The organism is Caballeronia glathei (assembly GCF_000698595.1).
Lineage (GTDB): Bacteria > Pseudomonadota > Gammaproteobacteria > Burkholderiales > Burkholderiaceae > Caballeronia > Caballeronia glathei.
In genome coordinates, this window is record NZ_JFHC01000074.1 from 12683 (window position 1) to 36447 (window position 23765).

General features: G+C 67.7%; 17 protein-coding genes. 8 read left to right on the plus strand and 9 right to left on the minus strand.

The features are described from left to right. Positions 1 to 23 precede the first annotated feature (23 nt). Positions 24 to 1415 carry a D-arabinitol 4-dehydrogenase gene (dalD, locus tag BG61_RS31645; protein WP_035926593.1) on the minus strand — a complete coding sequence of 464 codons (1392 nt, stop codon included), beginning with the start codon at positions 1413 to 1415 and terminating at the stop codon, positions 24 to 26. A gap of 484 nt (positions 1416 to 1899) precedes the next feature. Here dalD and BG61_RS31650 point away from each other — a divergent pair, with 484 nt between their 5' ends. Beyond that, complete coding sequence (locus BG61_RS31650) at positions 1900 to 3450, plus strand: FGGY-family carbohydrate kinase (protein WP_035926590.1); 1551 nt, start codon at positions 1900 to 1902, stop codon at positions 3448 to 3450. A 34-nt stretch (positions 3451 to 3484) separates the two neighbouring features. On the opposite strand, the gene BG61_RS31655 is transcribed toward BG61_RS31650, so the two are convergent. Beyond that, on the minus strand, positions 3485 to 4306 hold the full coding sequence (locus tag BG61_RS31655; protein ID WP_035926588.1) for an EAL domain-containing protein: 822 nt from the start codon (positions 4304 to 4306) through the stop codon (positions 3485 to 3487). A 253-nt stretch (positions 4307 to 4559) separates the two neighbouring features. Between BG61_RS31655 and hmgA the strand changes: the two genes are divergently transcribed. After that, positions 4560 to 5897 (plus strand): homogentisate 1,2-dioxygenase, encoded by a 1338-nt coding sequence (gene hmgA, locus BG61_RS31660; RefSeq protein WP_035926586.1) that lies wholly within the window; start codon positions 4560 to 4562, stop codon positions 5895 to 5897. Beyond that, positions 5894 to 7219 carry a fumarylacetoacetase gene (gene fahA / locus BG61_RS31665; RefSeq protein ID WP_035926583.1) on the plus strand — a complete coding sequence of 442 codons (1326 nt, stop codon included), beginning with the start codon at positions 5894 to 5896 and terminating at the stop codon, positions 7217 to 7219. Before hmgA ends, fahA begins: the two co-directional genes overlap by 4 nt. A gap of 133 nt (positions 7220 to 7352) precedes the next feature. Here fahA and BG61_RS31670 read toward each other — a convergent pair whose 3' ends face one another. Both BG61_RS31670 and BG61_RS31675 read right to left on the minus strand, forming a co-directional pair. Then, positions 7353 to 8525 carry an MFS transporter gene (locus BG61_RS31670; protein WP_035926737.1) on the minus strand — a complete coding sequence of 391 codons (1173 nt, stop codon included), beginning with the start codon at positions 8523 to 8525 and terminating at the stop codon, positions 7353 to 7355. Positions 8526 to 8550: 25 nt separating this feature from the next. Next, positions 8551 to 9723, minus strand: a complete 1173-nt coding sequence (locus BG61_RS31675; RefSeq protein ID WP_035926580.1) for an MFS transporter — start codon at positions 9721 to 9723, stop codon at positions 8551 to 8553. 364 nt (positions 9724 to 10087) lie between these two features. Between BG61_RS31675 and BG61_RS31680 the strand changes: the two genes are divergently transcribed. Further along, positions 10088 to 10525 carry a hypothetical protein gene (locus BG61_RS31680; RefSeq protein ID WP_035926577.1) on the plus strand — a complete coding sequence of 146 codons (438 nt, stop codon included), beginning with the start codon at positions 10088 to 10090 and terminating at the stop codon, positions 10523 to 10525. A 13-nt stretch (positions 10526 to 10538) separates the two neighbouring features. Here the strand turns inward: BG61_RS31680 and pdeM are convergent, their stop codons facing one another. From pdeM to BG61_RS31700, 4 genes are read right to left on the minus strand one after another with little or no spacing between them, the layout of a single operon-like run. Then, the gene (gene pdeM / locus BG61_RS31685; protein ID WP_035926575.1) at positions 10539 to 11201 is read right to left on the minus strand and encodes a ligase-associated DNA damage response endonuclease PdeM; all 663 of its coding nucleotides are present in this window, start codon (positions 11199 to 11201) and stop codon (positions 10539 to 10541) included. Next, entirely contained in the window at positions 11198 to 13801 is a 2604-nt protein-coding gene (locus BG61_RS31690) for a ligase-associated DNA damage response DEXH box helicase (RefSeq protein ID WP_035926572.1), read from the minus strand. Before BG61_RS31690 ends, pdeM begins: the two co-directional genes overlap by 4 nt. Then, positions 13798 to 15465: an ATP-dependent DNA ligase gene (locus tag BG61_RS31695; RefSeq protein WP_035926570.1), complete on the minus strand. Its 1668-nt coding sequence runs from the start codon at positions 15463 to 15465 to the stop codon at positions 13798 to 13800. Before BG61_RS31695 ends, BG61_RS31690 begins: the two co-directional genes overlap by 4 nt. Next, positions 15462 to 16529 (minus strand): ligase-associated DNA damage response exonuclease, encoded by a 1068-nt coding sequence (locus BG61_RS31700; protein ID WP_035926566.1) that lies wholly within the window; start codon positions 16527 to 16529, stop codon positions 15462 to 15464. Before BG61_RS31700 ends, BG61_RS31695 begins: the two co-directional genes overlap by 4 nt. Before the next feature lie 166 nt (positions 16530 to 16695). Between BG61_RS31700 and BG61_RS31705 the strand changes: the two genes are divergently transcribed. After that, positions 16696 to 17205, plus strand: a complete 510-nt coding sequence (locus BG61_RS31705) for a plasmid fertility inhibition factor family protein (protein ID WP_035926563.1) — start codon at positions 16696 to 16698, stop codon at positions 17203 to 17205. A 133-nt stretch (positions 17206 to 17338) separates the two neighbouring features. Here BG61_RS31705 and BG61_RS31710 read toward each other — a convergent pair whose 3' ends face one another. Further along, positions 17339 to 18337, minus strand: a complete 999-nt coding sequence (locus BG61_RS31710) for a LysR family transcriptional regulator (protein ID WP_051672922.1) — start codon at positions 18335 to 18337, stop codon at positions 17339 to 17341. Positions 18338 to 18873: 536 nt separating this feature from the next. Here BG61_RS31710 and aspT (BG61_RS31715) point away from each other — a divergent pair. The 3 genes from aspT (BG61_RS31715) (at position 18874) to BG61_RS31725 (ending at position 23251) form a co-directional block, all read left to right on the plus strand. After that, complete coding sequence (gene aspT, locus BG61_RS31715) at positions 18874 to 20556, plus strand: aspartate-alanine antiporter (protein ID WP_035926561.1); 1683 nt, start codon at positions 18874 to 18876, stop codon at positions 20554 to 20556. A gap of 43 nt (positions 20557 to 20599) precedes the next feature. Continuing rightward, positions 20600 to 22285, plus strand: coding sequence for an aspartate-alanine antiporter (gene aspT, locus BG61_RS31720; RefSeq protein WP_035926559.1), 1686 nt, complete (start codon positions 20600 to 20602; stop codon positions 22283 to 22285). 120 nt (positions 22286 to 22405) lie between these two features. Further along, on the plus strand, positions 22406 to 23251 hold the full coding sequence (locus BG61_RS31725) for an aldo/keto reductase (RefSeq protein WP_035926556.1): 846 nt from the start codon (positions 22406 to 22408) through the stop codon (positions 23249 to 23251). Positions 23252 to 23765: the final 514 nt, after the last annotated feature.

Sequence of the window (23765 nt, forward strand, 5' to 3'; positions counted from 1 at the left end):
TGTTCGGACGTATCGAGGTTCCCTCACGCGCGCGCGGCGAGCCACGCATCGACGCGCGCGACGGCCGCGCGCAGCACGCGCTCGAGGCCTTCGGTCTGCGCCATGCTGCCCCACAGGAGCCTGTCCGCGGCGAATGTCCTGAGCGCGTCGGGCGCGGTGAAGAAGCGGTGCGCGGTCGCGGCGTCCATCACGCCGTCCTGGTATGTGTACGGCAGCGCGCCCTGATGCCAGCGCTCGAGAAAGCGGAAGAAGAGCGCGGGCAGGACGGCGGTCGCGTTCGGATCGACGTTGCGGGCGAAGCATTCCGCGAGCGTCGGCGCGATGAAGCCGGGGAGCTTCGAGAAGCCGTCGGCGGCGACGCGCTGGTTCGTGTCCTGGATGTACGGATTGCTGAAGCGGTCGAGCACGACATCGCGATACTTCGCGAGATCGAGCGGGCTGGGGGTGAGGCACGGGATCACGTCCTCGGTGACATAGGCTTGCGCGAACGCGCGGATCTCCGCGTCGAGCGTGCCTTCATGAATGTATTGCAGCCCGACGAGCGTTCCCGCCCACGCGATGCAGCTATGGGTCGCGTTCAGGATGCGGATCTTCGCCTCCTCGTAGGGCAGCACCGACTCGACCATTTCCGCGCCGACCGTCTCCCATGCCGGGCGGCCCGCGCAGAAGTGATCCTCGATCACCCACTGGATGAACGCCTCGCCCATGACGGGCGCGCGGTCGTCGAAACCGGTCGCCGCCTTCACGCGCTCGCGCACGTCCGGCGTGGGGCGCGGCGTGATGCGATCGACCATCGAATTGGGACACGACGTGTTCGCGCTCATCCAGTCGCGCAGCGCCGTTTCTTCGCGCAGCCGGAGGAACTCGAGCATGCCCGCCTTGAAGCGGTCGCCGTTGCTGCGCAGGTTGTCGCAGTTCTGCAGCGTGAGCTTGCCGGCGTTGCCCTTCATGCGCGCGCCGAGGATCGCGGCAAGCGCGCCGTAGATGGTCGTGCGCGCGCCTTTCAGGTCGGCGGCGATATCGGGATTGGCGGTATCCAGCCGGTCGTGTTCGTCGAGGTAATAGCCGCCTTCGGTGACGGTGAACGACACGATTTTGCATTCGGGCGCGGCGCCCGCGCCGACGAGCGCATCGAGATCGGCGGACCACGGCACGACCTTCGTGATCGAGCGGACCGTTTCATAGGCGCGCTCGCCCTGCGGGGTCACGGTTTCGAGCGTGTACGCGCCGCCCTGGGCCGCGAGCGCCTCCAGCACCGGGTTCATGTCGCCGCGGATGTTGCCGACGGTGAGCGACCAGCGCCGGTCGCCCGACTCGATCAGCCGGTGCAGATACCACGCCTGATGCGCGCGATGAAACGATCCCGCGCCGATGTGAAGGATCACGTCGGCCGCCGCGTTGCGTTCGCTAGTCATGTCTTCTCGTCCTCTGATAGGAATGCGCCCGGTCGGTGTCGGCCGCTTGTGAGTCAGCTGATCGCTAGATCAATTGCTCTCTATGTGAGCGAATGATCGTATCCGCATCGGTGAAAGTCAAGGCGCCGAAAGGCGGATCGCCGTCGCTGCGATGCAATGTGATTTGTGCCGCGACGACCGCTGCACGGGCTTGCCGCCGCCCCGTGCCATGAGGTGCCCGGTCTGTTGCGATGCACAAGCGAGACGCGGCGCGAGGGTAGGGAATAACCCGGAGCGCACCGAAAGCGCGCCGGTTTCGGACGGGCGCCAGGGAGCGGGCCGCGCGGTCGGCGTAAATCCTGATGTGCAGAATGCGATCCGCCGGGGAATGATCCTGCTTTGCGCGGCGCGGGCAGCAGGTGGCGCGAGGCGCCCGAACGGCGGCAGCGCCCCGCTGGCGCGGAACCCGCAGCCAGGGAAAAAACCAAGAACAACGAGGCAAGCGATGAATTACGTGATCGGAATCGACATCGGCACCCAGAGCACGAAGGCGCTGCTCGCGGACACGACGGGCGCGATCGTCGCGCAGCATGCGAGCGCCTACCATCCCGACACGCCGCGGCAGCGCTGGGCGGAGCAATGGCCGTCGGTCTGGTTCGATGCGGTGACGGAGTGCATCGCCGGGTGCGTGAAGAAAGCGAAGGAAAAAGGCGTGGACGCCGCCTCGATCCGGGCGGTCTGCGTGAGCAGCCTGTATGGCGGCTCCGGCATTCCGGTCGACGAGCACATCGAGCCGCTTCACCCATGCCTCATCTGGATGGACCGCCGCGCGACGGCGGAAGTGGAGTGGGTGCGCGAGAACGTGAATCTCGAGCGGCTCTACGAGATCACGGGCAACGGCGTCGACAGCTACTACGGCTATACGAAGATCCTCTGGCTGCGCAACAACCGGCGCGAAGTGTGGGACAAGACGCGCTATTTCCTCCCGCCGAACGCGTTCGTGATCCACCGGCTGACGGGCGAGCTGGCGATCGACCACAGCTCGGCCGGCAACATCGGCGGGGTCTACGACGTGGAGCAGCGCGCGTGGTCGAAGGAAGCGCTCGACCTGCTCGGCATTCCCGCGTCGATGATGCCCGCGCGTCTCGTCGATTCGTCGGAGGTGGTGGGCGGCCTTCTGCCGCAGTGGGCCGAGCGGCTGGGGCTGGCGGCGAACACGCCGGTCGTGGCGGGCGGCGTCGATGCGGCGGTCGCGACCTTCGCCGCGGGCGTGACGCGCGCCGGACACCACGTGGCGATGATCGGCACGAGCATGTGCTGGGGCTACATCAACCAGCGCGTCGATGCGCGGCACGGGCTCGTCAGCATGCCGCACGTCTACAACGGCAGGAGCGATCTCTACATCTTCGGCGGCGCGAGCACGGCGGGCGCGTGTGTCGCGTGGTATCGCGAGCAGTTCTGCCATGCCGAGACCGAGGCCGCGAAGGCGACGCCGCATGGCGACGCGCACCGGCTGCTGGAGGAGGAGGCGTCGAAGATCGCGGCGGGTTCGGACGGCGTGGTGTTCCTGCCGTACCTGATGGGCGAGAGGAGTCCTGTCTGGGATGCGAAGGCGAGCGGCACGTTCGTCGGCCTGTCGCTCTTTCACACGCGCGCGACGCTGTATCGCGCGGTGCTCGAAGGCGTTGCGCTGGCGCTGCGGCACAACATCGAGGCGGGCCGCCAGGGCGCGCAGTCACTCGACGACAAGCTGATCGTCGTCGGCGGCGCGGCCCATTCGGATTTGTGGATGCAGATCATCGCCGACGTGACGGGCTATCCGGTGCTCTCGATCGAACAGGACGTGGAAGCGGCGATGGGCGCGGCGCTCCTCGCCGCGCTGGGCGTCGGGCTGATCTCGCGCGAGACCGCGGAAGGCGGCTGGGTCACGTTCGTGGAGCGGGCGCGGCCGGATGCCGCGCGCGAGCGGCTCTATGACGAGCGCTTTCAGGTCTACACCGGCCTTTACCCGGCGCTCAAGCCCCTCATGCACCGGCTGCAGGCGTCCTCGTCCTGACGCGCCTGTCACGCATGTCACGCCTGTCACGCGCTCATCGCGCGTGGCTGGGATGCGCGTCGAACACGGGGCCCTGCACGAAGCGCACGTCGAATTGCTGAAGGGCGTCGAACTGCGCTTCGTCGTTGACGTGGCTGAAGATGAGGGGAATGCGGAGCCGGTTCGCGTAGCCGACCAGATGCTTCACGACCGAGTCGCGCAGCGCGGCACCCGCGTCCATCTTGATGAAGTCGAGCCGCGCCATCTCCGACACCGACATGATCTGGCCGGCGTTCGGCAGATTGCCCGCGACCTTGAACCCGTAGTGCTGATAGCTCTTCGTCAGGTAGCCGAGGAAGGTCTTGTGCGCGACGGCCGCTGCCGGCAGCTCGATCACGATCCGCGAAGGATTCAGCCCGAAATCGATCAGCACCGATGAAAAGTGCAGGCCGTGATCGTATTTCACGCTCTTCAGGAGCCGCTCGTGCACGCGCAGGAACAGCAGGCCCGGGCGCTGCGTGCCGAAAAAATTGAACGCATGCAGCGCGCGCGACAGGCGGTCGAGATCGACTAGCTCGCGGTCGTCCTCGACCTGCGCGAAGAGAGCGTTCGGCTCGCCGTCCGCGAGGAGCGTCAGCGCCTCGACGCCCAGTTCGTCGCCGAAACGCTCGGCACTTTCCGGTGACGCCGTGAGCGTCTGCGGAAAGCTGTGCGTGCCGACATCGAAGATCGGCTCATAGGCGCTCGCGAGCGCGACATCCCGGTATTGGGCGAGCGCCATTCCTGCGTGCTCGCCATCGCCCATCACGATGTGCGCGCCGAGGAACGGGTGTTCCGCTGCCTTGGAGACGAGTTCGGGGACAGTCGGAGCGATCATGGATTCACAGGCTCATAGTGCTCGAAAGGGGCGCCGCAATGAGGGCATGGGTCGATGGTAGCAGCGCCCGCCGCGTCGGTTTACACAAAATTCACATATTGATATGCAGCGCACATAGCGCCGTAAGGGTTAACGTTTATTTCACTATTCGTAATTGGTTTTACTATTCGTAATTGATCGACCCGTCTCAAAATGCGCCGCGCGGCTGCGGCGGGTGACGGACGCCACCGGAATTCAATCAAGGGAAAACGCCATGCCAGCGTTCGAGACTCACACGGACACGAACGTCCACTACCAGTCGGGCTTCGCCAACGACTTCGCCACCGAGGCGCTGCCCGGCGCGCTGCCGATCGGCCGCAATTCGCCGCAGCGCGCGCCGTACGGCCTTTACGCCGAGCAGTTGTCGGGCACCGCGTTCACGGCGCCGCGCAGCCACAACCGGCGCTCGTGGCTCTACCGGATCCGCCCGGCCGCCGTGCATCTGCCGTTCACGCAGGTGAGCGGCGACAGGCTGCGCGCAAAGCTCGTCGCGAACTTCGCCGAGGTGCCGCCCACGCCGCCCAACCAGCTTCGCTGGGACCCGCTGCCGATGCCCGCCGCACCGACCGACTTCATCGACGGCTGGGTGACGATGGCGGGCAACGGCGCGGCCGAATCGATGACCGGCTGCGCGATTCACCTGTACGCCGCGAACCGCCCGATGAAGGACCGCTTTTTCTACAGCGCCGACGGTGAACTGCTGATCGTCCCGCAGGAAGGGCGCCTCGCGATCGCGACCGAAATGGGCCGGCTGGACGTCGAGCCGTTCGAGATCGCGGTCATTCCGCGCGGCGTGCGCTTCAGCGTGACGCTGCCCGACGCAAGCGCCCGCGGGTACATCTGCGAGAACTTCGGCGCCTTGCTGCAACTGCCCGACTTGGGCCCGATCGGCTCGAACGGCCTTGCCAACCCGCGCGACTTCCTCACGCCGCACGCCGCCTACGAGGACCGCGAGGGCGACTTCGAGCTCGTCGCGAAGATGAACGGCGTGCTGTGGCGCGCGGACATCGGCCATTCGCCGCTCGACGTGGTCGCGTGGCACGGCAACTACGCGCCCTACAAGTACGACCTGCGCCACTTCAACACGATCGGCTCGATCAGCTTCGACCATCCCGATCCGTCGATCTTCCTCGTGCTGCAGGCGCCGAGCGACACGCCGGGCGTCGACACGATCGACTTCGTGATCTTCCCGCCGCGCTGGCTCGCCGCCGAGGACACGTTCCGCCCGCCCTGGTTCCACCGCAACGTGGCGAGCGAGTTCATGGGGCTCGTGCACGGCGCCTACGACGCGAAGGCCGAAGGCTTCGTGCCGGGCGGCTCGAGCCTGCACAACTGCATGTCGGGCCACGGTCCGGATGCGGGCACGTTCGAGAAGGCGTCGAACATCGATACGTCGAAGCCCGCGAAAGTCGGCGACACCATGGCGTTCATGTTCGAAACCCGCACGCTGATCAAGCCGACGCAGTACGCGCTCGACACCGCGCAACTGCAGGCGCATTACTACGAGTGCTGGCAAGGGCTCACCAAACATTTCAATCCGGAGCAACGATGAGCACGCCCGCAACCCTTCAGGCCACCCTGAACCCCGCGCTGAAAAGCTGGATCGAATCGGCCAACGACCCGGCCTGCGACTTTCCGATCCAGAACCTGCCGTTCGGCATCTTCAGCAACGCTGTCAACCCGGCCCCGCGCGCGGGCGTGGCGATCGGCGAATGGATCGTCGATCTGGCGGTTCTCGCGCAGGCGGGACTGCTCACCTGCGGCAACGATGAAGGCGGCGGCAACGTCTTCGCCAAGCCGCGCCTGAACGATTTCATCGCGCTCGGCCGCGACGCGTGGCGCAGCGTGCGCATCGCGCTCTGCGGCCTGCTCGCGCGCGACACCGCGACGCTGCGCGACGACGCGGCGCTGCGTCAGCGCGCGCTCGTGCCGCAATCGGACGCGACGCTGCATCTGCCGGTCGATATTCCCGGCTACACGGATTTCTATTCGTCGAAGGAGCACGCGACCAACGTCGGCTGCATGTTCCGCGACCCGAAGAACGCGCTCCTGCCGAACTGGTCGGAGATGCCGATCGGCTACAACGGGCGGGCGTCGTCGGTGGTCGTGAGCGGCACGCCGGTGCGCCGTCCGAACGGCCAGATCAAGCTGCCGAACGAAGAGCGGCCGGTTTTCAGCGCGTGCCGCAAGCTGGATATCGAACTGGAGATGGGTTTCATCGTCGGCGCGGGCAACCGGCTCGGCGAGCCGGTCGCGTGCAATGACGCCGAGTCGCATATCTTCGGCATGGTGCTGCTCAACGACTGGAGCGCGCGCGACATCCAGCAGTGGGAATACGTGCCGCTCGGGCCGTTCAACGCGAAGACGTTCGCGACCACGATTTCGCCGTGGATCGTCACCCTCGACGCGCTCGAACCGTTTCGCACCGCGACGCCCGCGCAGGACCCGCAGCCGCTCGCGTATCTGCGCCACGAAGGCGATCATGCGTTCGACATCGAACTCGAAGTGACGCTGCGCCCCGAAGGCGCGGCGACGGCCACGAAAATCTCGCGGACCAACTTCAGACTGATGTACTGGTCGATGGCGCAGCAGCTCGCGCACCACACGGTGGCGGGGTGCAATACGCGCGTCGGCGACCTGATGGGTTCGGGCACGATCAGCGGACCGACGCCCGATTCGTGCGGCAGCCTGCTGGAGAGTACCTGGAACGGCCAGCGGCCCATCACGCTCGCGACGGGCGGCGAACGCACGTTCATCGAGGACGGCGACGAGCTGACGCTCACCGGCTGGTGCCAGGGCGACGGCTATCGGGTGGGTTTCGGGGCGTGCGCCGGGCAGATCCTGGCGGCGCGCGCCGTTGCTTCGGCGGGCTGAACCGGCGAGCCGGACCGAACTCGGCCCGCCCGCGCGAACCGGGTTCGGGAACGGGCCCTTCCGCGCGCAGGCCGTCAGACGGTTGCCGCGGCGGGTGCAAACCCTTTCGCGCAGGCCCCTTCCGCGCGGGGCGTCAGGCCGCCGATCCGGCGCGCTGCCTGCGCGCCTCCCAGCCCGCCGCGAGCAGGAACGCGGCGGCGCTGGCGAGCAGCACCGCGATCAGCGCGTTCGGGCCGCTCTGGCGCATGAGCGCGCCCGCGATCACCGGCCCGCCGAAACTCGCCACACTCCACGAAGCCCCGACGAGCGACGTCGCCGACACCAGCGCCGCGCCGCGAAAACGCTCGCCGCACGCAACGAGCGACAGCGTGTAGATGCTGCCCGCGGCGGCGCCGAGCACGTAGAGGAGCGGCCAGCAGACCCACGGCCGCGACGCGGCCCACGGCAAGAGCGGCAGCAGCGCCACGACCACCACCGCCGCGACGATATGCACGCGCATGCGCCCGAAGCGGTCGGCAAGCCAGCCGATCGGGAACTGCATCGTGGTGTCGCCGAGGAGAAGCACGGAGGCGAACAGCACGGCCACCTCGGCCGACACCCCGTGCGACATCGCGAAGAGCGGCATCAGCGAGAGCGCGAGCGTGTCGAAGAGCGCGAAGAAGCCGGTGCCGATCACGATCGCCGGCATCTGCGGCAGCACGTGACGCCAGCCGGAAGATGCTTCGTGCGGCGCCTGCTCATCCGGGCCGTGCAGCGGAGGCGCGCCGCGGATGAGCATGAGCACGGGTAGCGCGAACAGGAAGATCGCGCCGGTGAGCGCGAAGCGGCTCGCCTGCCAGCCGCCGATGAAACTCACCAGCACCGGTCCCGCCATCTGGAAAAGCGTGAAATTGGTCGCGTAGATCGCGACGACGCGCCCGCGCGTCGAATCGTCGGCGAGCTGCGTGACCCACGCCTCGCCGATCGTGAAAAGCAGCATCAGCGCTGCGCCGCACAGTGCGCGCAGCGCCGCCCAGACCCACAGGTTCACCGTGAACTGCATCAGCACGGTCGCGCCCGCCACCATGATCACGGTCGCGACGATCGTCTCGCGGGCGCCGAACTGCCCCGCGATGCGGCTCGCGAACGGCACGACGGCGAGCCCGCCGCCCGCCTGCATCGCGGTCATCAGGCCGACGACATCGGTCCCGTAGCCCGCCTGCGTCAGCGCGAGCGCGGTGAGGGGAAGCGTCGCGCCGAGGCCGAGCCCGACCACCGCGACGCTCAGGATCAGCGCGAGAAAGTCACGCGAGAGAATGCGTTTCATCGACAGCCAGGGGCACGTTGCCGTGTCAGGCAGCTTGCCCGATCGCGAGGCGCCTTGCACGCCGGTCGAGCGACGCCGAGAGCAGCGTGAGCCCGAAAGCGCCGCACGCCATCAGCACGCCGACCCACGGCAGTGACGTGAGCGGCATGCCCGCGCCGATCGCCATGCCGCCGAGCCACGCGCCCGTCGCATTGCCGAGGTTGAACGCGCCCTGATTGAGCGTCGAGGCGAGGTTCGGGGCGTCGCTCGCGCGGTCGACGATCAGGATCTGCAGCGGCGGCACGATCGCGAACGCGAGCACGCCCCACAGGAAGATCGTGACCAGCGCGGGAATGGCGGCGTGCATCGTCGTCGAGAAAATGGTCAGGATCACGACGATCGCGAGCAGGAACGACAGCAGGGAGCGCAGCAGCTTCCAGTCGGCGAGCTTGCCGCCGAGCGTGCTGCCCACCGTCAGCCCGAGGCCGAACAGCAGCAGCACGAGCGTGACCGCGTGCGGCGAGAAGCCGGTGACGTCCTCGAGGATCGGCGTGATGTAGGTGAACACCGAGAAGAGGCTCGCCGACGCCAGCACGCTGATGCCGAGCACCATCAGCACCTGCGGGTTCTTCAGCACGTTGAATTCGCGCAGGATGCTCGTGTCGCGCATTTCGATGTGCTTCGGCAGGCAAAGCGCGAGCGCGCCGGCTGCGGCGAGGCCGATCAGCGTGACGACCCAGAAGGTCGCGCGCCAGCCCGCCGCCTGGCCGAGCGCCGTGCCGAGCGGCACGCCCAGCACGTTCGCGAGGGTGAGGCCCGTGAACATCAGCGCGATGGCCTGCGCGCGGCGGTTCGGCGCGACGAGGTCGGCGGCGACCACAGAGCCGATGCCGAAGAACGCGCCGTGGCAGAACGCCGTCACGATGCGCGCGCCCATCAGGATCCAGTAGCCCGGCGCGATCGCGCACAGCAGGTTGCCCACGATGAACACGCCGATCAGGCTCATCAGCGCCTTCTTGCGCGGCATCTTCGCGGTCACGACGGCGAGGATCGGCGCGCCCACCGTCACGCCGAGCGCATAGCCGGAGACGAGCATGCCGGCGGCCGGAATCGACACGGCGAGATCGCGCGCAACGTTGGGCAGAAGGCCCATGATGACGAATTCGGTCGTGCCGATGCCGAACGCGGCAATGGCGAGAGCGAGAAGGGGCAAAGGCATGGCGGGAGCGGACGCGGCGCGCAAGTCTCGTCGCGACGCGCGTTTTCGGAGTGAACGACGCAGGCGTGAAGCGACAGGTGAAGCGCCGGATTGTACCGAAGCGTGCCTGCTCGTGCTGGTGAAAACCCTAATACGGCCCGCTCGCGCGCGGGCGTTTATTTTTTTGAAAGGCTGGACGGCGCACGACTCTTGCATGCGATCCGTCCGATGTGAACGGATCTTTTAAATACCGGCCGGTGCATGCCGATTCGTTTCGCTTTGCGCCGTTGCCGGGGTGCAACGGGAAGTGTCGGGAAAGCGCCGCGTTGCGCCCCCGGCCGCCAGCCGCTATGGTCTGATCTTCATCCCACTCCTACGGACTCACATGACCCACCGCTGGCGATTCGTTCTGGCTGCAATCCTTGCCGTGCTCCAGGGCACGGCGCACGCGCAAAGCAGCGACAGCGGGCCGATCGCGACCGCGGGCGGATCGCTGCAGTTCGTGCGCGAGGGCGCCGCGTATGTCGCGCAGATCGATGAGCGCGCGTTCGACCGGCTCAACGCGTCCCGCCTGCAGCATTTCGACGACCTCTCGGGGCCGCGGGAAACCGTGGCGCGGATGCTGGTCGAGTCGAACGATGGCGTCGTGCTCTACGACTTTCGCAGGAATCCGCCTGCGCTCGAGCGCATCGGGCGGCGTCTCAAGCTCGTCGGCGTCTACTGGCAGAGCGACGAAGTGGTACTGAAAAGCACCGAGGGCTGGTACAAATATCAGCGCGGGACGCTGACGAAGCTGAAGTCGTCGAAGACGATCTATCACTGACGCACACCCCTGCTCACGTCCTTACGCCGAACACCCGCTCGCCCGCGACGACATAGATCGCCTCGCCTCGCGCGCGCTCGTTCACCTCGAATCCGCCGGTGAAGCCGCCGAACGCGGGCAGCACCCCGGCGCGCGCGCCGAAGCGAAAGCACGGCAGGCGCGCCCGGTCGAGGCGCGTCGCGACGCGATAGACCGGATGCTCATGCCCGGCGAGCGCGTAGGCGCCGTCGACCGTGCGCGGGTGATGGCAGAGCGCCCACGGCCCCATCGCGAACGGCTCCTTCACGATCTCGACGCCGAACGCATCCGGCAACGCGCCCGCGTGCCGGTCGTGGTTCCCTTCGACCAGCACGAGCCGCAACGCCCGATGCCGCGCACGCCACGCCGACAGGGCGTCGAGCGTCTCCTGCGCGTGAGACTCGCGGGCATGCAGCAGATCCCCGAGAAACACGATCGACGCCGGCCGGTGCGTTTTCACGAGCGCATCGAGCCGCGCGAGGCTCTCGCCCGTCGTGCCTGCGGGCACCGGAATGCCGCGCGCGCGGAACACGGCGTCCTTGCCGAAATGCGCATCGGCGATGAAGAGCGCGCAGAGCTGCGGATCGAACGCCGCGCGCCCGGCCGAAAGCAGCAGCGCGTGGCCGGCGACATCGACGGTGAGCGTGCCGGCCGTCATGTCCGCGCCGCCTTTTCGAGGTCGGCGAGCATCCGCTCGACGCGGTCCGAGAGCTTCTCGGTGCTGACCTTTTCCCGCAGCCGCGCGACGATCAGCGGGAACGCGAAGGGCGTCGGCTTCTTCGGGTGCGTGAGCGCGAGGCGGCTCGCGCTCATCCGCCGAAGCGCGGCGCGCATGCGTTCGAGTTCGAGTTCCTGCAGCATGACTTCCTGTTCGGCCTGCGCGAGCAGCAGATTGCCGCTGTCGTGCTTGCGAAAGACTTCGTAGAAGAGCCCGCTCGACGCCTGCAACTGGCGCGCGCTTTTCTGCTGCCCCGGGTGTCCCTGGAAGACGAGCCCCGAGACCCGCGCGATCTCGCGAAACCGGCGCGCGGCGAGTTCCGACGCGTTGAGGCTCGCGAGGATGTCGTGCTCCAGACGCTCTGCGGAGAAAAGCCCGTCTTCGATCAGCGTTTCCCAGTCGAAGGGCCGCGCCGACAGCAGCTCGAAGCCATAGTCGTTCATCGAGATGGAGAACGTGCCCGGCTGTTCGCGCGCCGCGCGCCAGCCGATCAGCGAGCCGAGGCCGATATGCGCCGTGCGTCCCGCGAACGGATAGCAGAAGAAGTGATGGCCTTCGCGCGAGCGGATCGACTCGGCGAGCAGCATGCCCGGCGCGGGCAGCGCGGACCATTGCGCCTGCAATTCGAGGAGCGGCCGCACGGCGCGCATTTCCGGCTCGTCGTAGATGCCGTCGTTCGCCCGCGCGAGCATCGCAAGCGTGGCATCCGCGAGTTCCGACGAGAGCGGCATGCGGCTGCCCGCCCATTGCGGCATCGCCCCGCGCGACGAACTCGCGCGCTTCACGTAGGCGGTCATGTCGCGCACTCGCACGAGTTCCAGCGCGCGGCCGCCGAACGTGAAGACGTCACCGGGTTTCAGGCGCGAGATGAACGATTCCTCCATCGCGCCGATGCGCCCGCCCGTCATGTAGGCCACGTTGATGGTCGCGTTCGCGACGATCGTGCCGACGTTGTTCCGGTGGCGTCGTGCCAGATCCTCGCGCGGCACGCGGTAGACGCCGTCGTCGCCGCGCAGCACGCGGTGGTAGTCCGGATACGCCGCAAGCGATGTGCCGCCGCGCTCCACGAACGCGAGCGCCCAGTCGAATTCCTGCTGCGTCAGGTCGCGGTACGCGCGAGTCGTGCGCACTTCGTCGAAGAGTTCGGGCGCCGTGAAGCCGCCGCCGATCGCAATCGTCACGAGGTGCTGCACGAGCACGTCGAGCGGCTTCCCGGGCATCTCGCGGCCCTCGATGCGGTTCTCCCCGACCGCGCACCGCGCCGCCGACGCTTCGACGAGTTCGAGCGCGTGCGTCGGCACGAGCGTCACGCGCGAGGCCCGTCCGGGCGCGTGGCCCGAGCGTCCGGCGCGCTGCATGAGGCGCGCGACGCCCTTGGGCGAGCCGATCTGGAAGACGCGCTCGACCGGCAGGAAATCGACGCCGAGATCGAGGCTCGACGTGCACACCACGGCTTTCAGCTGGCCGTTCTTCAGGCCGAGCTCGACCCATTCGCGCACTTCCTGGTCGAGCGAGCCGTGATGCAGCGCGATCAGTCCGGCCCAGTCGGGGCGCAGTTCGAGCAGCGCGCGATACCAGATCTCCGACTGCGAGCGCGTGTTCGTGAAGACGAGCGAGCTGCCCGCGCGCGCGATCTCGTCCGCGACCGGCCCGACCTGCCGCACGCCGAGATGCCCGCCCCACGGAAAGCGTTCGATGGTGTCGGGAATCAGCGTGTCGATGATCAGCGTTTTCGGCTGCACGCCGCGCACGGTCACGCGCCGCGTGCGCACGGGTGCGAGCAGGGCATCGTGGGCGAGCGGCAGGTTGCCGAGCGTGGCGGAGAGGCCCCACACCTGCACGCCGGGGCGCCGGTGCGCTAGGCGGGCGAGGCGTGCGAGGTGCGCAATTGCGAGCTGCGTCTGCGTGCCGCGCTTGTTGCCGAGCAGCTCGTGCCATTCGTCGACGACGACGAGCCGCACATGCGCGAGCTCCTCGCCCGCATTGGCGCGCGTGAGCATCAGCGTGAGGCTCTCCGGCGTCGTGACGAGCGCCGACGGCATGCGGCGGTTCTGGCGCGCCCGTTCGGCCGACTGCGTGTCGCCGGTGCGCAGGCCGACGGTCCACGGCACGGCGAGCGCCGTCACGCTGTCCTGCAGTGCGCGGGCGGTGTCGGCGGCGAGGGCGCGCATCGGCGTGATCCAGAGCACCGTCAGCGGCGCAGGCAGCGTGCGCGGCTTCGAGCCGGCAAACGCCGCGAGCGCGCCGAGCCACACGGCCCACGTCTTGCCGGCGCCGGTCGTCGCGTGGAGAAGGCCGCTCGCACCATCCCCGATCTCGCGCCAGACTTCGCGCTGGAAGTCGAACGGTTCCCAGCCGCGTTCGGCGAACCAGTGCGCCACGCGCTCGTCGAACGGCCTGGCCGCCTGTGCCGCGTCCACGGCGAACGGCGCGGGCCGGAAGCGTTCGGCGGCGGCGTCGGCCTTCGCCTGCGCCGCGCGTGTCTTCGGCACGCGGCGCGGGCGTGGGGAGGGGCGCTTCGCGTCATCCGGCGCGTTCATGACGCCGCCCCGTCGAGAAAGCCGTTCAGCATGTCGAGCGTGTCGGCGTCTTCGATCGACTTGTCGGTGCGCCAGCGCAGCATGCGCGGAAAGCGCACCGCGATGCCCGACTTGTGGCGCGGGCTCGCCTGAATGCCTTCGAAGCCGATTTCGAAGACGAGCGTCGGCGTGACGCTGCGCACCGGCCCGAATTTCTCGACGGTCGTCTTGCGCACGATCGCATCGACCTGGCGCATTTCCTCGTCGGTCAGGCCCGAGTAGGCCTTCGCGAACGGCACCAGCGTGCGCACGCCGTCCGCCTCGTCCCAGACGGCGAACGTGAAGTCGGTGTAGAGGCTCGCGCGCCGGCCGTGGCCGCGCTGCGCGTAGAGCAGCACGGCGTCGACGGCGTACGGGTCGATCTTCCACTTCCACCAGGTGCCCGACGCCTTCGTGCGCCCGACGCCGTACATCGACTGCCGCTCCTTCAGCATCAGGCCTTCGACGCCGCGCGCCCGGCTTTCCTCGCGCAGCGCCGCGAGCGCGTCCCAGCTGTTCGCCTTGACGAGCGGCGACACCCGCAGCAGATCGGCGGCGAGTGTCTCGCCGAGGCCCGCGGCGAGCGCATCGAGCTTCGCGCGGCGGTGCGCGAGCGGCGTCGTGCGCAGATCGTCGCCGTCGGCTTCGAGCAGGTCGTAGGCGAGATACGCCGCGGGCGAGTCCGCGAGCACCTTCTTCGTCAGCGACTTGCGCGTGATGCGCGGCTGCAGCCGCGCGAACGGCAGCGGCGCGTCTGCGCCGGGTTCCCAGGCGAGAATCTCGCCGTCGATCACGGTTCCGTCCGCGAGCGCCGCGCCGAGCGACGCGAGTTCGGGAAAGCGCTCGGTGATCAGGTCCTCGCCGCGCGACCACAGCCACACGCGGCCGCCGCGCTTCACCAGTTGCGCGCGAATGCCGTCCCACTTCCATTCGGCGAGCCAGTCGGCGGGCTCGCCGAGCGTCGCCGGGCCGGCCTGCAGCGGATGCGCCAGAAAGAACGGATAGGGCAGGCCGAGATCGCTTTCGTGCGGCGCGCCGGTGTCTTCGCCTGCGCTCTCGGGCGCGATCAGCCGCAGATAGCGCGCGGCGCTCGGCGGCTGGCGCGAATCGGTCCAGCCGACCATGCGCTGCGCGATGCGCTTGTGATCGACGCCCGCCACGTCCGCGAGCGCGCGCACGACCAGCTGCCGCGCCACGCCGACGCGAAATCCGCCGCCGATCAGCTTGGTGAGGAGAAAGCGCTCGCTCCAGTTCAGTTCGTCCCAGTAGCCCGTCAGGCGCTCGCGCAGCTCGGACGGGCTCGCGCCGCGCAGCGTCAGCACGCGTTCCTCGATCCACTGCGCGAGCCCGAGTTCGGACTCGCGCGCGGCGGGCGGCAGGATGTGGGCGATGGTCTCGGCGAGATCGCCGACCGCCTGATACGACTCGTCGAAAAGCCATTCCGGCAGCCCCGCGCGCTCGCGGGCGAGTTCGGTGAGCGTGCGGGTCGAGACCGACTGGCGCGGCTTGCCGCCCGCGAGAAAGTACGACGCCCACGCCGCGTCCTCGGGTGCCGCCGCCGAGAAATACGCGCTCAGCGCTTCGAGCTTGTCCTTCGTCGACGTGGTGGCGTCGAGTGCGGCGTAGAGCGCGGCGAAGCGTTTCATCGTGTGTTGTCTCCGCTTCCGTCCTCGCTTGCCGCGGCGGAGTCCGGCGCCGTGTCGGCTTCGATCGCGTCGTCGCCGTATTCGGTCGCGAACGCGCCCGCTTCGAGCCCCTGTTCGCGCAGCCACCGCACCATCGGCTCGATCTGCCCGTGCGTGACGATCACGCGCTCCGCGCCCGTCGCGCCGATCGCGCTTTGCAGGCCGGGCCAGTCGGCGTGGTCCGACAGCACGAAGCCGCGATCGAGCCCGCGGCGGCGGCGCGTGCCGCGCAGCCGCATCCAGCCGGAGGCGAAGGCGTCGCTGTAGTCGCCGAAGCGGCGCATCCACGCACTGCCCTGCGCGGACGGCGGCGCGACGATCAGCGCGCCGTTGAACGCCGCCCTGTCGCGGGCCGCGATCTCCGAGACGAGGCGCGCCGGCGGCAGCGCCACGCCCGCCTGCATGTACGCGCGATTGACCGGCTCGACCGCGCCGTGGCAGAAGATCGGCCCGATCGCAGGATCGACGCCCGCGAGAATGCGCTGCGCTTTGCCGAAGCTGTAGCAGAAGAGCACCGAGGCGCGCCCCTGCGACGCGTTATGCCGCCACCACGAATCGATGCCGTCGAATACCCCTTGCGACGGCTCCCACCGGTAGATCGGCAGGCCGAAGGTCGATTCGGTGATGAACGTGTCGCACCGCACGGGCTCGAACGGCGCGCAGGTCGGGTCCGGCTCGATCTTGTAGTCGCCGGATGCGACCCACACGCGCCCTCCGTGTTCGACACGCACCTGCGCCGAGCCGAGCACGTGCCCCGCCGGATGCAGCGACACCGTGACGCCGTTGATGACGATGCGCTCGCCGTAAGCTGCGCCCTGCAGGTCGATGCCCGGCAGCCGCGAGCGCAGCACGCCCACGCCGGGCTCGGCCGCGAGATAGTGCCGATGCCCGGAGCGCGCGTGATCGGCGTGCGCATGCGTGATAACGGCCCGCTTAACGGGGCGCCAGGGATCGATATGGAAGTCGCCCGCGGGGCAGTAAAGCCCTTCCGGACGCGCGACGATCAGGTCAGGGCGAGCGTTCAACCTGTCTCCGGTAGTGGGTCCGATGGTCGTTCGAAAGATGTCGTTTGATTCACGCAACACAGCACGAGCCGTGCCCGTCATGACGCTTTCACGAACGGCCGGTAGGGTGTAAAAGTTTGTATCGTGAAACGTGCGCATCGAGCGTGCGTAGCTGGCTCCGAGCACTATGCCGAACAACGGTTCGATGGTCGCACCACCCGCTGCCGAGACGGTCTGGATCGTACGGCTGCAAAGTCACCCCTACTTCGATTTCGTGCGCCTGAAGCGCGTTTTCAGCGAATGCGGTTCGCGTCATCAGGTCGTGCTCGTCGACGTGCGCAAGCTTCTCATGTGCGCCGATCGCGACGACACCGATTACGTGCTCAAGGCCGTGAGCGACTGGCATGCGGGCAAGGTGAAAGGCATTCGCGAGTTTCTGGACCCGGACAATCCGCGCGTGCCGGAAATGCCGTATGTGACGATCAGCGTGCGGCGCACGCCCGGGCTGCTCGGCCTGCTCGGCATGAGCCGCGAGGGCGTGGTGGCGTTTCGCAACGGGCAGCATCGCGCGCGCTATCTGGCGCACGCGGGTGCGTTGTGCATGCCGGTGGAAGTGCACGAGCGCGAAGCGCAGCTGTTGCGCGAGATGTGCGCGGCCCCGGACGCGAACGCGCCCGAGTACGGCGAGGAAGACTAGGGCGCGTCCGGACCGTGGCGGCGGCTCATGCCGAAGCCCGCCACGATGCCGCACACCGAACGCACAACACCGGCCGTCGTGCCGTCCTGCCGTGCGGCCCGAACCGGGTCGGCACGGCCTGCTCGCGGCGTCGTCAGTTGGCCCTTGCGTGCGCGGGCGTGCCCGGCGTCACGACCGGTATGAAGCCCGGCAGGCGCGTGAGGATCATGTCGGGGCGCTCCGCGCCGCCCGTCACCTGCTGGCCGAGCCGCTCGAGCGTGTAGTCGATGAAGAAGCGCGTCTTCGCGGGCAGATACTGGCGCCCCGGATAGACAATCGACACCTTCATTTCGGGGTCGTCGATCGAATGGTCGGGCAGCACGCGCACCAGCGCGCCGGATTCGAGGTCGGCGGAAACGAGCCCTTCGGGCAGGATCGAGAAGCCCATGCCGGCAAGTGTCGCGAGCCGCACCATCAGCGCGCTGTTGACCGTGTAGACGGGCGCGAGCGTGATCTGGTCGGCGCTGCCGTGGGAATGGCGGAAATGCCAGGTGCAGCTGCGCATCTCGCTCGGCAGTCCGACCGAGGGATAGCCCGGCAGGTCGAGCGGCGTCTTCGGCGTGCCGTGCTCGGCGAGATAGGCGGGGGTCGCCACGGGAATCAGCGCATTGGTCGCGACGGGCCGCTCGACGAGCGCCGTGCTCGACACCATGAACGCCGTGACGATGCCGACGTCGTAGCCGTCCTCCACCAGGTCGACGTGCCGCTCCGCGAGCGTGAGCCGCACGTTCACCTTCGGGTAGAGCCTGCGGAAGCCGTCGATGAGCGGCGTGAGCGTGAGCAGCGACAGCGAGCTCGATGCGACGACGCGCAGCGTGCCGCTCGGCTCGCCTTCGGTATGCGCGAGGGCCGATTCGAGATTATCGAGTTCTTCGAGCAGCGCGCGGCAGCCTTCCAGATAGCGCGTGCCGGCTTCGGTGAGGGAAAGATTGCGGGTGGTTCGATTGATCAGTCGGGTGCGCAGGTGCGCTTCGAGCATGGCGATCGATCTCGTCACGAGTGCGTTCGAAACATCCAGCTGCTGTGCGGCGCGGCGGAAGCTCTCAGTTTCCGCCACACGCACGAATACGCGCATTGCATGTATCTGGTTCATCGTCGTGTCCCTCGTTGATGTGCCGCTAGATCGATGCATTACACGCTGTGTATACATCGGATTTTTGAGACCGTCGGTAAAATAATATTGACACTCGGTGAGAATTACAATATTTAAATGATGGACGGCATTACCCTATGGTTATTGTCACAATTGAGCCATAGTGCGCGGTCCGCGCGGGTAAGGGTTTTCGCGCACCTTCCTTATTGGTGGAGGCATGGCGACAAGCGTGATATATGCGTTTGGCTCGCGGCCGACCGGGCGGGGCAATGAACGGCGAAAGCGAATACTGGCAAGGCTTTGAAGGCATGCTTTCCGCTGGTGCGTCAATTCGGCAGCCGCATAATTATTAATCGGTTCATTGAGGTGCACGCGCGGACTCGCAAATAATGGCAGAGAGCGCCAAGTTTGACTTTTTCAAGGTGATTTTATTTATCGTTTTTCGGGCATTCATATTGGTTTCATTTTTATCCGGCTATCGGCAACCCGGATGATTGCGAGAGCGAGTCGCCACTAACAACGAGACAAAATAACTCATGCTTTGGCACTTGTTGGCGGCACAGCCCGAAATCGCATTGTTTGCGAGTCTCGCCATCGGCTTTTTCGTGGGGTCGTTCAAGCTCGGCCCGATTCAGCTGGGCGGCGTCTGCGGCACGCTGATCGTCGCGCTGATCCTCGGACAGAGCGGCGCGCGCATTTCCCCAGACCTGAAAAACATCGCGTTCGCGCTCTTCATCTTTGCGCTCGGCTTCACCGGCGGGCCGCAATTCTTCGCCAACATCGGCCGCGGCTGGCGCTACGGCGTGCTCTCGATCGTGGAGATCGTCGTCGTGATCGCGCTCGTGCTCGGCGCGGTCGCGCTTTTGAAGCTCGACCAGGGCACGGCGGCGGGGCTTCTCGCCGGGGCGGCGACGGAGTCGGCGGTGGTCGGCACCGCGTCCGAGGCGATCGGACGGCTCGGCCTGCCGGCCGCAGAAACCGCGCGGCTGCAGGCGAACATCGTGACGGCCTACAGCGTCAGCTACCTGTTCGGCCTCGTCACCATCGTGCTCTTCACGACCCAGTTCGCGCCGCTCCTGCTGCGCGTGAACCTGCGCGATGAGGCCGAGCGCCTCTGGCGCTCGCTCGGCGGCGACGGTGCGCTCACCGAAGGACAGAGCCTCGCGGCGCCGCCGCTCGTCGGGCGCGAACTGCGGGTGACGCGCGGGGCGGGGCAGACGATCGGCGAGCTCGAAGCGCGCTACGGCCACAACGTGAGCGTGCAGCGCGTCACGCGCGCACGCTCGGTGATCAAGGCGCAGCCCGCGGTGGTGCTGAAGGAGGGCGACCGCGTGCTGATCGGCGGGCGGCGCGAGGCGGTCGTCGCGGCGATTCCCGACATCGGCGATGAAATGTTCGCCGCCGACGGCACCGACGTCTACGCCGACAGGCTCGACGTCATGCTCACGCATCGCGGCGTGCACGGCCTGACGGTCGCCGAGGTGCGCGCCCGCGCGGCGCCCGCCGAGGCGCGCGGCGTGTTCATCGCCGCCGTCACGCGGCTCGACAGCACGATTCCCGCGCTGCCCGAAACGGAGCTGCACCGCGGCGACGTGCTGACGCTCGTCGGCGCAAGGGACGACGTCGCGCGCGGCGCGGCCAAGCTCGGCTACATCGTGCGCGCGACGCAAAAAACCGACTTCGTGTTTCTCGGGCTCGGCGTGCTCGCGGGCATCGGGATCGGGCATCTCAGCGCGCGGGTGGGCGGCGTGGACCTGACGCTCGGCACGGGCGGCGGGTGCCTGCTCGCGGGGCTTCTGTTCGGCTGGATCCGCTCGCGCTATCCGCTGATCGGCTCGCTGCCCTCGGGCGCCGCGCAGATCCTGAAGGACTTCGGCCTGTGCACCTTCATCGCGGCGGTCGGCCTCTCGGCGGGGCCCGACGCGATCCGGCTGATCCGCGAGTACGGCCTCGCGCTGCCGATCACGGGCATCGTCATCACGCTCGGGCCGGCGCTCGTCTCGCTCGTGGTCGGGCGCATGCTGCTCAGGCTCGAAGTGCCGATGCTGCTCGGCGCGATCGCCGGACAGCAGTGCAGCACGCCGGCGATCAGCGCGCTCGTGGGCGTGACCGGCAATTCGACGCCCGTCATCGGCTACACGATCACCTACGCGCTTTCGAACGTCCTGCTGCCGCTCCTCGGCCCGCTGATCGTCGGGCTGGCGGGCCGGGTCGGCTGAGCGGGCCGGGCGGGCGAAGCAAAAACAACCAGCGAGGGACTCGATGGACTGGCTACACCAGGTCTTCCAGAAATCACCGGAAGTTGCGCTGTTTGCGTCGCTTGCGCTCGGCTACCTGATCGGCCAGATCAATTTCGGCAAGTTCCAGCTTGGCGGCGTGGGCGGGTCGCTGCTCGCCGCGGTCGTGATCAGCCAGGCGGGCGTGCAGATCGACAACGGCGTGAAGGCCGTGATGTTCGCCGTGTTCATCTACGCCGTGGGCTACGATTCCGGGCCGCAGTTCTTCAATTCGCTGAATCGCAAGACGCTGCGCGAAATCGCGATGGCCGTGTTTCTCGCCGTGTCGGCGCTCGTCACGGTGGTCGTCTGCGCGCGGATCTTCGGGCTGAACAAGGGGCTTGCCGCCGGCCTCGCGGGCGGCGCGCTCACGCAGTCGGCGATCATCGGCACGGCGGGCGACGCCATCGCGCGGCTCGGCCTTTCGCCCGGCGAGACGAAGGCGCTGCAGGGGGACGTCGCGGTCGCCTATGCGGTGACCTACGTGTTCGGCTCGCTCGGCGCGATTCTCGTCTGCGTGAACCTGCTGCCGAGGTTCATGGGGCAGAGCCTGAGCGACGCCTCGATCGAAGCCGAGAAGAAGCTCGCGGGCGGCGCCCCCGTCGCCGGTCCGGGGCAGACGTCCGCGCTGCCGATGCTCGTCGGGCGTGCCTTCCGGGTGCGCGGTGCCGCGGGGCGCACGATCGCGGAGGTCGAAATGGCGGAGCAGGACATGATCGCCATCGAGCGCATCCGCCGCGCGGGCAAGGCGCTCGAGCCGCGCCCGGACGTGAGGCTCGAAGCAGGCGACATCGTGCTCGTGGTGGGCCGCCGCGAGGTGATGGTGGGCGCGGCGTCGCAGATCGGCGAGGAGGTGGCGGACACCGACGGCATCAGCGTCGTGATGCAGAAGCGGCGCGGCGTGTTCACGCGCCGCGGCATGAACCACACGACGATTGCGGCCGTGCGCGCGACGGTCGATCGTGATTTGCGGCACGGCGTGTTTATCCACGAGATCCAGCGCGTCGGCAAGCCGCTGCCGATCCTGCCCGAAACGCAGCTCGAACACGGCGACGTGATCACGTTCTACGGCTCGCCGCAGGACACGAAACGCGCCGTCGAAGCCGCCGGCTACGAGCTGCCCTACACCGACAAGACCGATTTCATCTACATGGGCGTCGGCATCGTGCTTGGCTTGCTGATCGGGCTCATCGTCGTCGACGTGGGCGGCATTCCGCTCACGCTCGGCTCGGGCGGCGGCTGCCTGCTCGCGGGCCTTCTGTTCGGCTGGATGCGCGGCAAGCATCCGATGTACGGCGTGATGCCGCCGGCGGCGTCACAGTTGCTGAAGGACTTCGGTCTGGCGGCGTTCGTCGCGGTGGTCGGGCTCAATTCAGGGTTGCAGGCGGTCGTCACGGTGAAGGAGAGCGGCCTGACGATCTTCCTGCTGGGCGTGTTCGTCACGCTGTTCCCGCTCCTCCTGACGATGCTGTTCGGCCGCTACGTGCTGCGCTACGACAACGCGGCGATTCTGGCCGGCGCGCTGTCCGGCTCGCGCAGTGCGAATCCGGCGTTCGGCGGCGTGCTCGACAAGGCCGCGAGCGCCGTGCCGACCGTGCCGTTCGCGATCACCTACGCGCTCGCGAACGTGCTGCTGACGCTGCTCGGGCCGCTGGTGGTGGGGCTCGTCTGACGGAGCGCAGACCCGCAGACCTCAAGCAATCAACGCGGATGAACGAACCGGCGCGCACTTTCGCCGGGCCAAGTACGATACGTGCTTCGAGTGCGACACGTGCTTCAAGGAGAATCCGCGATGATCCAACCGATACCGACTGTCACCTTGCCGGGAGGCGAGGCGATTCCGAAGCTCGGCCAGGGCACCTGGGAAATGGGCGAGCGGCCGAATGCGCGCCAGGCGGAAATCGCCGCGTTGCGTGCGGGCGTCGAGCTGGGCATGACGCTCGTCGATACGGCCGAGATGTACGGCGACGGCGAGAGCGAGAAGCTGATTGCCGAAGCGCTCGGGGCCGTGCGTGACGACGTGTTTCTGGTGAGCAAGGTGTATCCGCACAACGGCTCGGAGCACGGCGTGCAGGCCGCGTGCGAGCGCAGCCTCAGGCGGCTGAAGACTGACCGGCTCGATCTTTATCTGCTGCACTGGCGCGGGGGCGAGGATCTGGCGGGCGTGGTCGCGGGGTTCGGGAAGCTCGTGCGCGACGGCAAGATCCGCCACTGGGGCGTGAGCAACTTCGACACCGACGACATGGAGGAGCTGTTTTCGCTCGATGGCGGCAATGCGTGCGCGACCAATCAGGTTCTTTATAACGTTGCGCGTCGCGGGCCGGAATTTGATTTGCTGCCTTGGATGAGGGCTCGCGCGATGCCTGCGATGGCGTATAGCCCTGTCGATCATGCGCGGCTGCCGAAGAAAAGCGTGCTCGATGAGATTGCCGCTGCGCGCGGCGTGTCGGCGGTTCAGATCGCGCTGGCCTGGGTTTTGCAGCAGGATCAGGTGTTCGCGATTCCGAAAGCGTCGAGTGTCGGGCATGTGGAGCAGAACCGGGCTGCGGCGGGAATTGCGCTCTCGCGCGATGAGCTTGCGCGGATCGATGGACAGTTCACGCCGCCCAGGGGCAAGCGAGGGCTCGAAATGCTCTAGGGCTTTTTTTGCTGCTGCGCGCAAGCATGCGGGGGGAGGTCGCTGGTGCTTGGTCTGGTGATGCCGCTGGCGCTTGGGTTGGACGGTTGTAGAACTGTTTGATGCGCCTGTGCCCTCATGAAGCTTGTTTTGTTATTGGTCTATTAGCTTCGCCCCTGTGCGGGGCGGCAGTCACTTTCTTTGCTGCTGCAAAGAAAGTAACCAAAGAAAGCAGCTATGGGGTCAGCGGTGTTAGGACGTGACCACGATTGAGTCATTCCGAGTGGCCCGACCGTGGGAGTGTCCTTCTCTGTTGGTTGATCGGATAGGCACGCGGACCCACTGCGCCCTCGCACCCTTAAACGAAGTGGTAAGGCAGTCATTCATCCGTCTCGGCACTGCGTGCACGACGAAAGGTAATTCTGGTGGTGTACCGGGCTCCGAGTCACAGCAACAGCGCCGCAGTACGCGTGGCTAAACAGAAAAAACGAAGCGATTGGTGTGACGGCCTTGCGTCGGAGCGAAGCGAGGACGG

What these genes read in the sequence shown, in the direction of transcription:
- dalD (WP_035926593.1), bottom strand. Translation starts at nt 1,415, where the DNA reads ATGACTAGCGAACGCAACGCGGCGGCCGACGTGATCCTTCACATCGGC.
- fahA (WP_035926583.1), top strand. Translation starts at nt 5,894, where the DNA reads ATGAGCACGCCCGCAACCCTTCAGGCCACCCTGAACCCCGCGCTGAAA.
- hmgA (WP_035926586.1), top strand. Translation starts at nt 4,560, where the DNA reads ATGCCAGCGTTCGAGACTCACACGGACACGAACGTCCACTACCAGTCG.
- BG61_RS31650 (WP_035926590.1), top strand. Translation starts at nt 1,900, where the DNA reads ATGAATTACGTGATCGGAATCGACATCGGCACCCAGAGCACGAAGGCG.
- BG61_RS31695 (WP_035926570.1), bottom strand. Translation starts at nt 15,465, where the DNA reads ATGAAACGCTTCGCCGCGCTCTACGCCGCACTCGACGCCACCACGTCG.
- BG61_RS31655 (WP_035926588.1), bottom strand. Translation starts at nt 4,306, where the DNA reads ATGATCGCTCCGACTGTCCCCGAACTCGTCTCCAAGGCAGCGGAACAC.
- BG61_RS31680 (WP_035926577.1), top strand. Translation starts at nt 10,088, where the DNA reads ATGACCCACCGCTGGCGATTCGTTCTGGCTGCAATCCTTGCCGTGCTC.
- pdeM (WP_035926575.1), bottom strand. Translation starts at nt 11,201, where the DNA reads ATGACGGCCGGCACGCTCACCGTCGATGTCGCCGGCCACGCGCTGCTG.
- BG61_RS31705 (WP_035926563.1), top strand. Translation starts at nt 16,696, where the DNA reads ATGCCGAACAACGGTTCGATGGTCGCACCACCCGCTGCCGAGACGGTC.
- BG61_RS31670 (WP_035926737.1), bottom strand. Translation starts at nt 8,525, where the DNA reads ATGAAACGCATTCTCTCGCGTGACTTTCTCGCGCTGATCCTGAGCGTC.
- aspT (WP_035926561.1), top strand. Translation starts at nt 18,874, where the DNA reads ATGCTTTGGCACTTGTTGGCGGCACAGCCCGAAATCGCATTGTTTGCG.
- BG61_RS31710 (WP_051672922.1), bottom strand. Translation starts at nt 18,337, where the DNA reads ATGAACCAGATACATGCAATGCGCGTATTCGTGCGTGTGGCGGAAACT.
- BG61_RS31690 (WP_035926572.1), bottom strand. Translation starts at nt 13,801, where the DNA reads ATGAACGCGCCGGATGACGCGAAGCGCCCCTCCCCACGCCCGCGCCGC.
- BG61_RS31675 (WP_035926580.1), bottom strand. Translation starts at nt 9,723, where the DNA reads ATGCCTTTGCCCCTTCTCGCTCTCGCCATTGCCGCGTTCGGCATCGGC.
- BG61_RS31725 (WP_035926556.1), top strand. Translation starts at nt 22,406, where the DNA reads ATGATCCAACCGATACCGACTGTCACCTTGCCGGGAGGCGAGGCGATT.
- aspT (WP_035926559.1), top strand. Translation starts at nt 20,600, where the DNA reads ATGGACTGGCTACACCAGGTCTTCCAGAAATCACCGGAAGTTGCGCTG.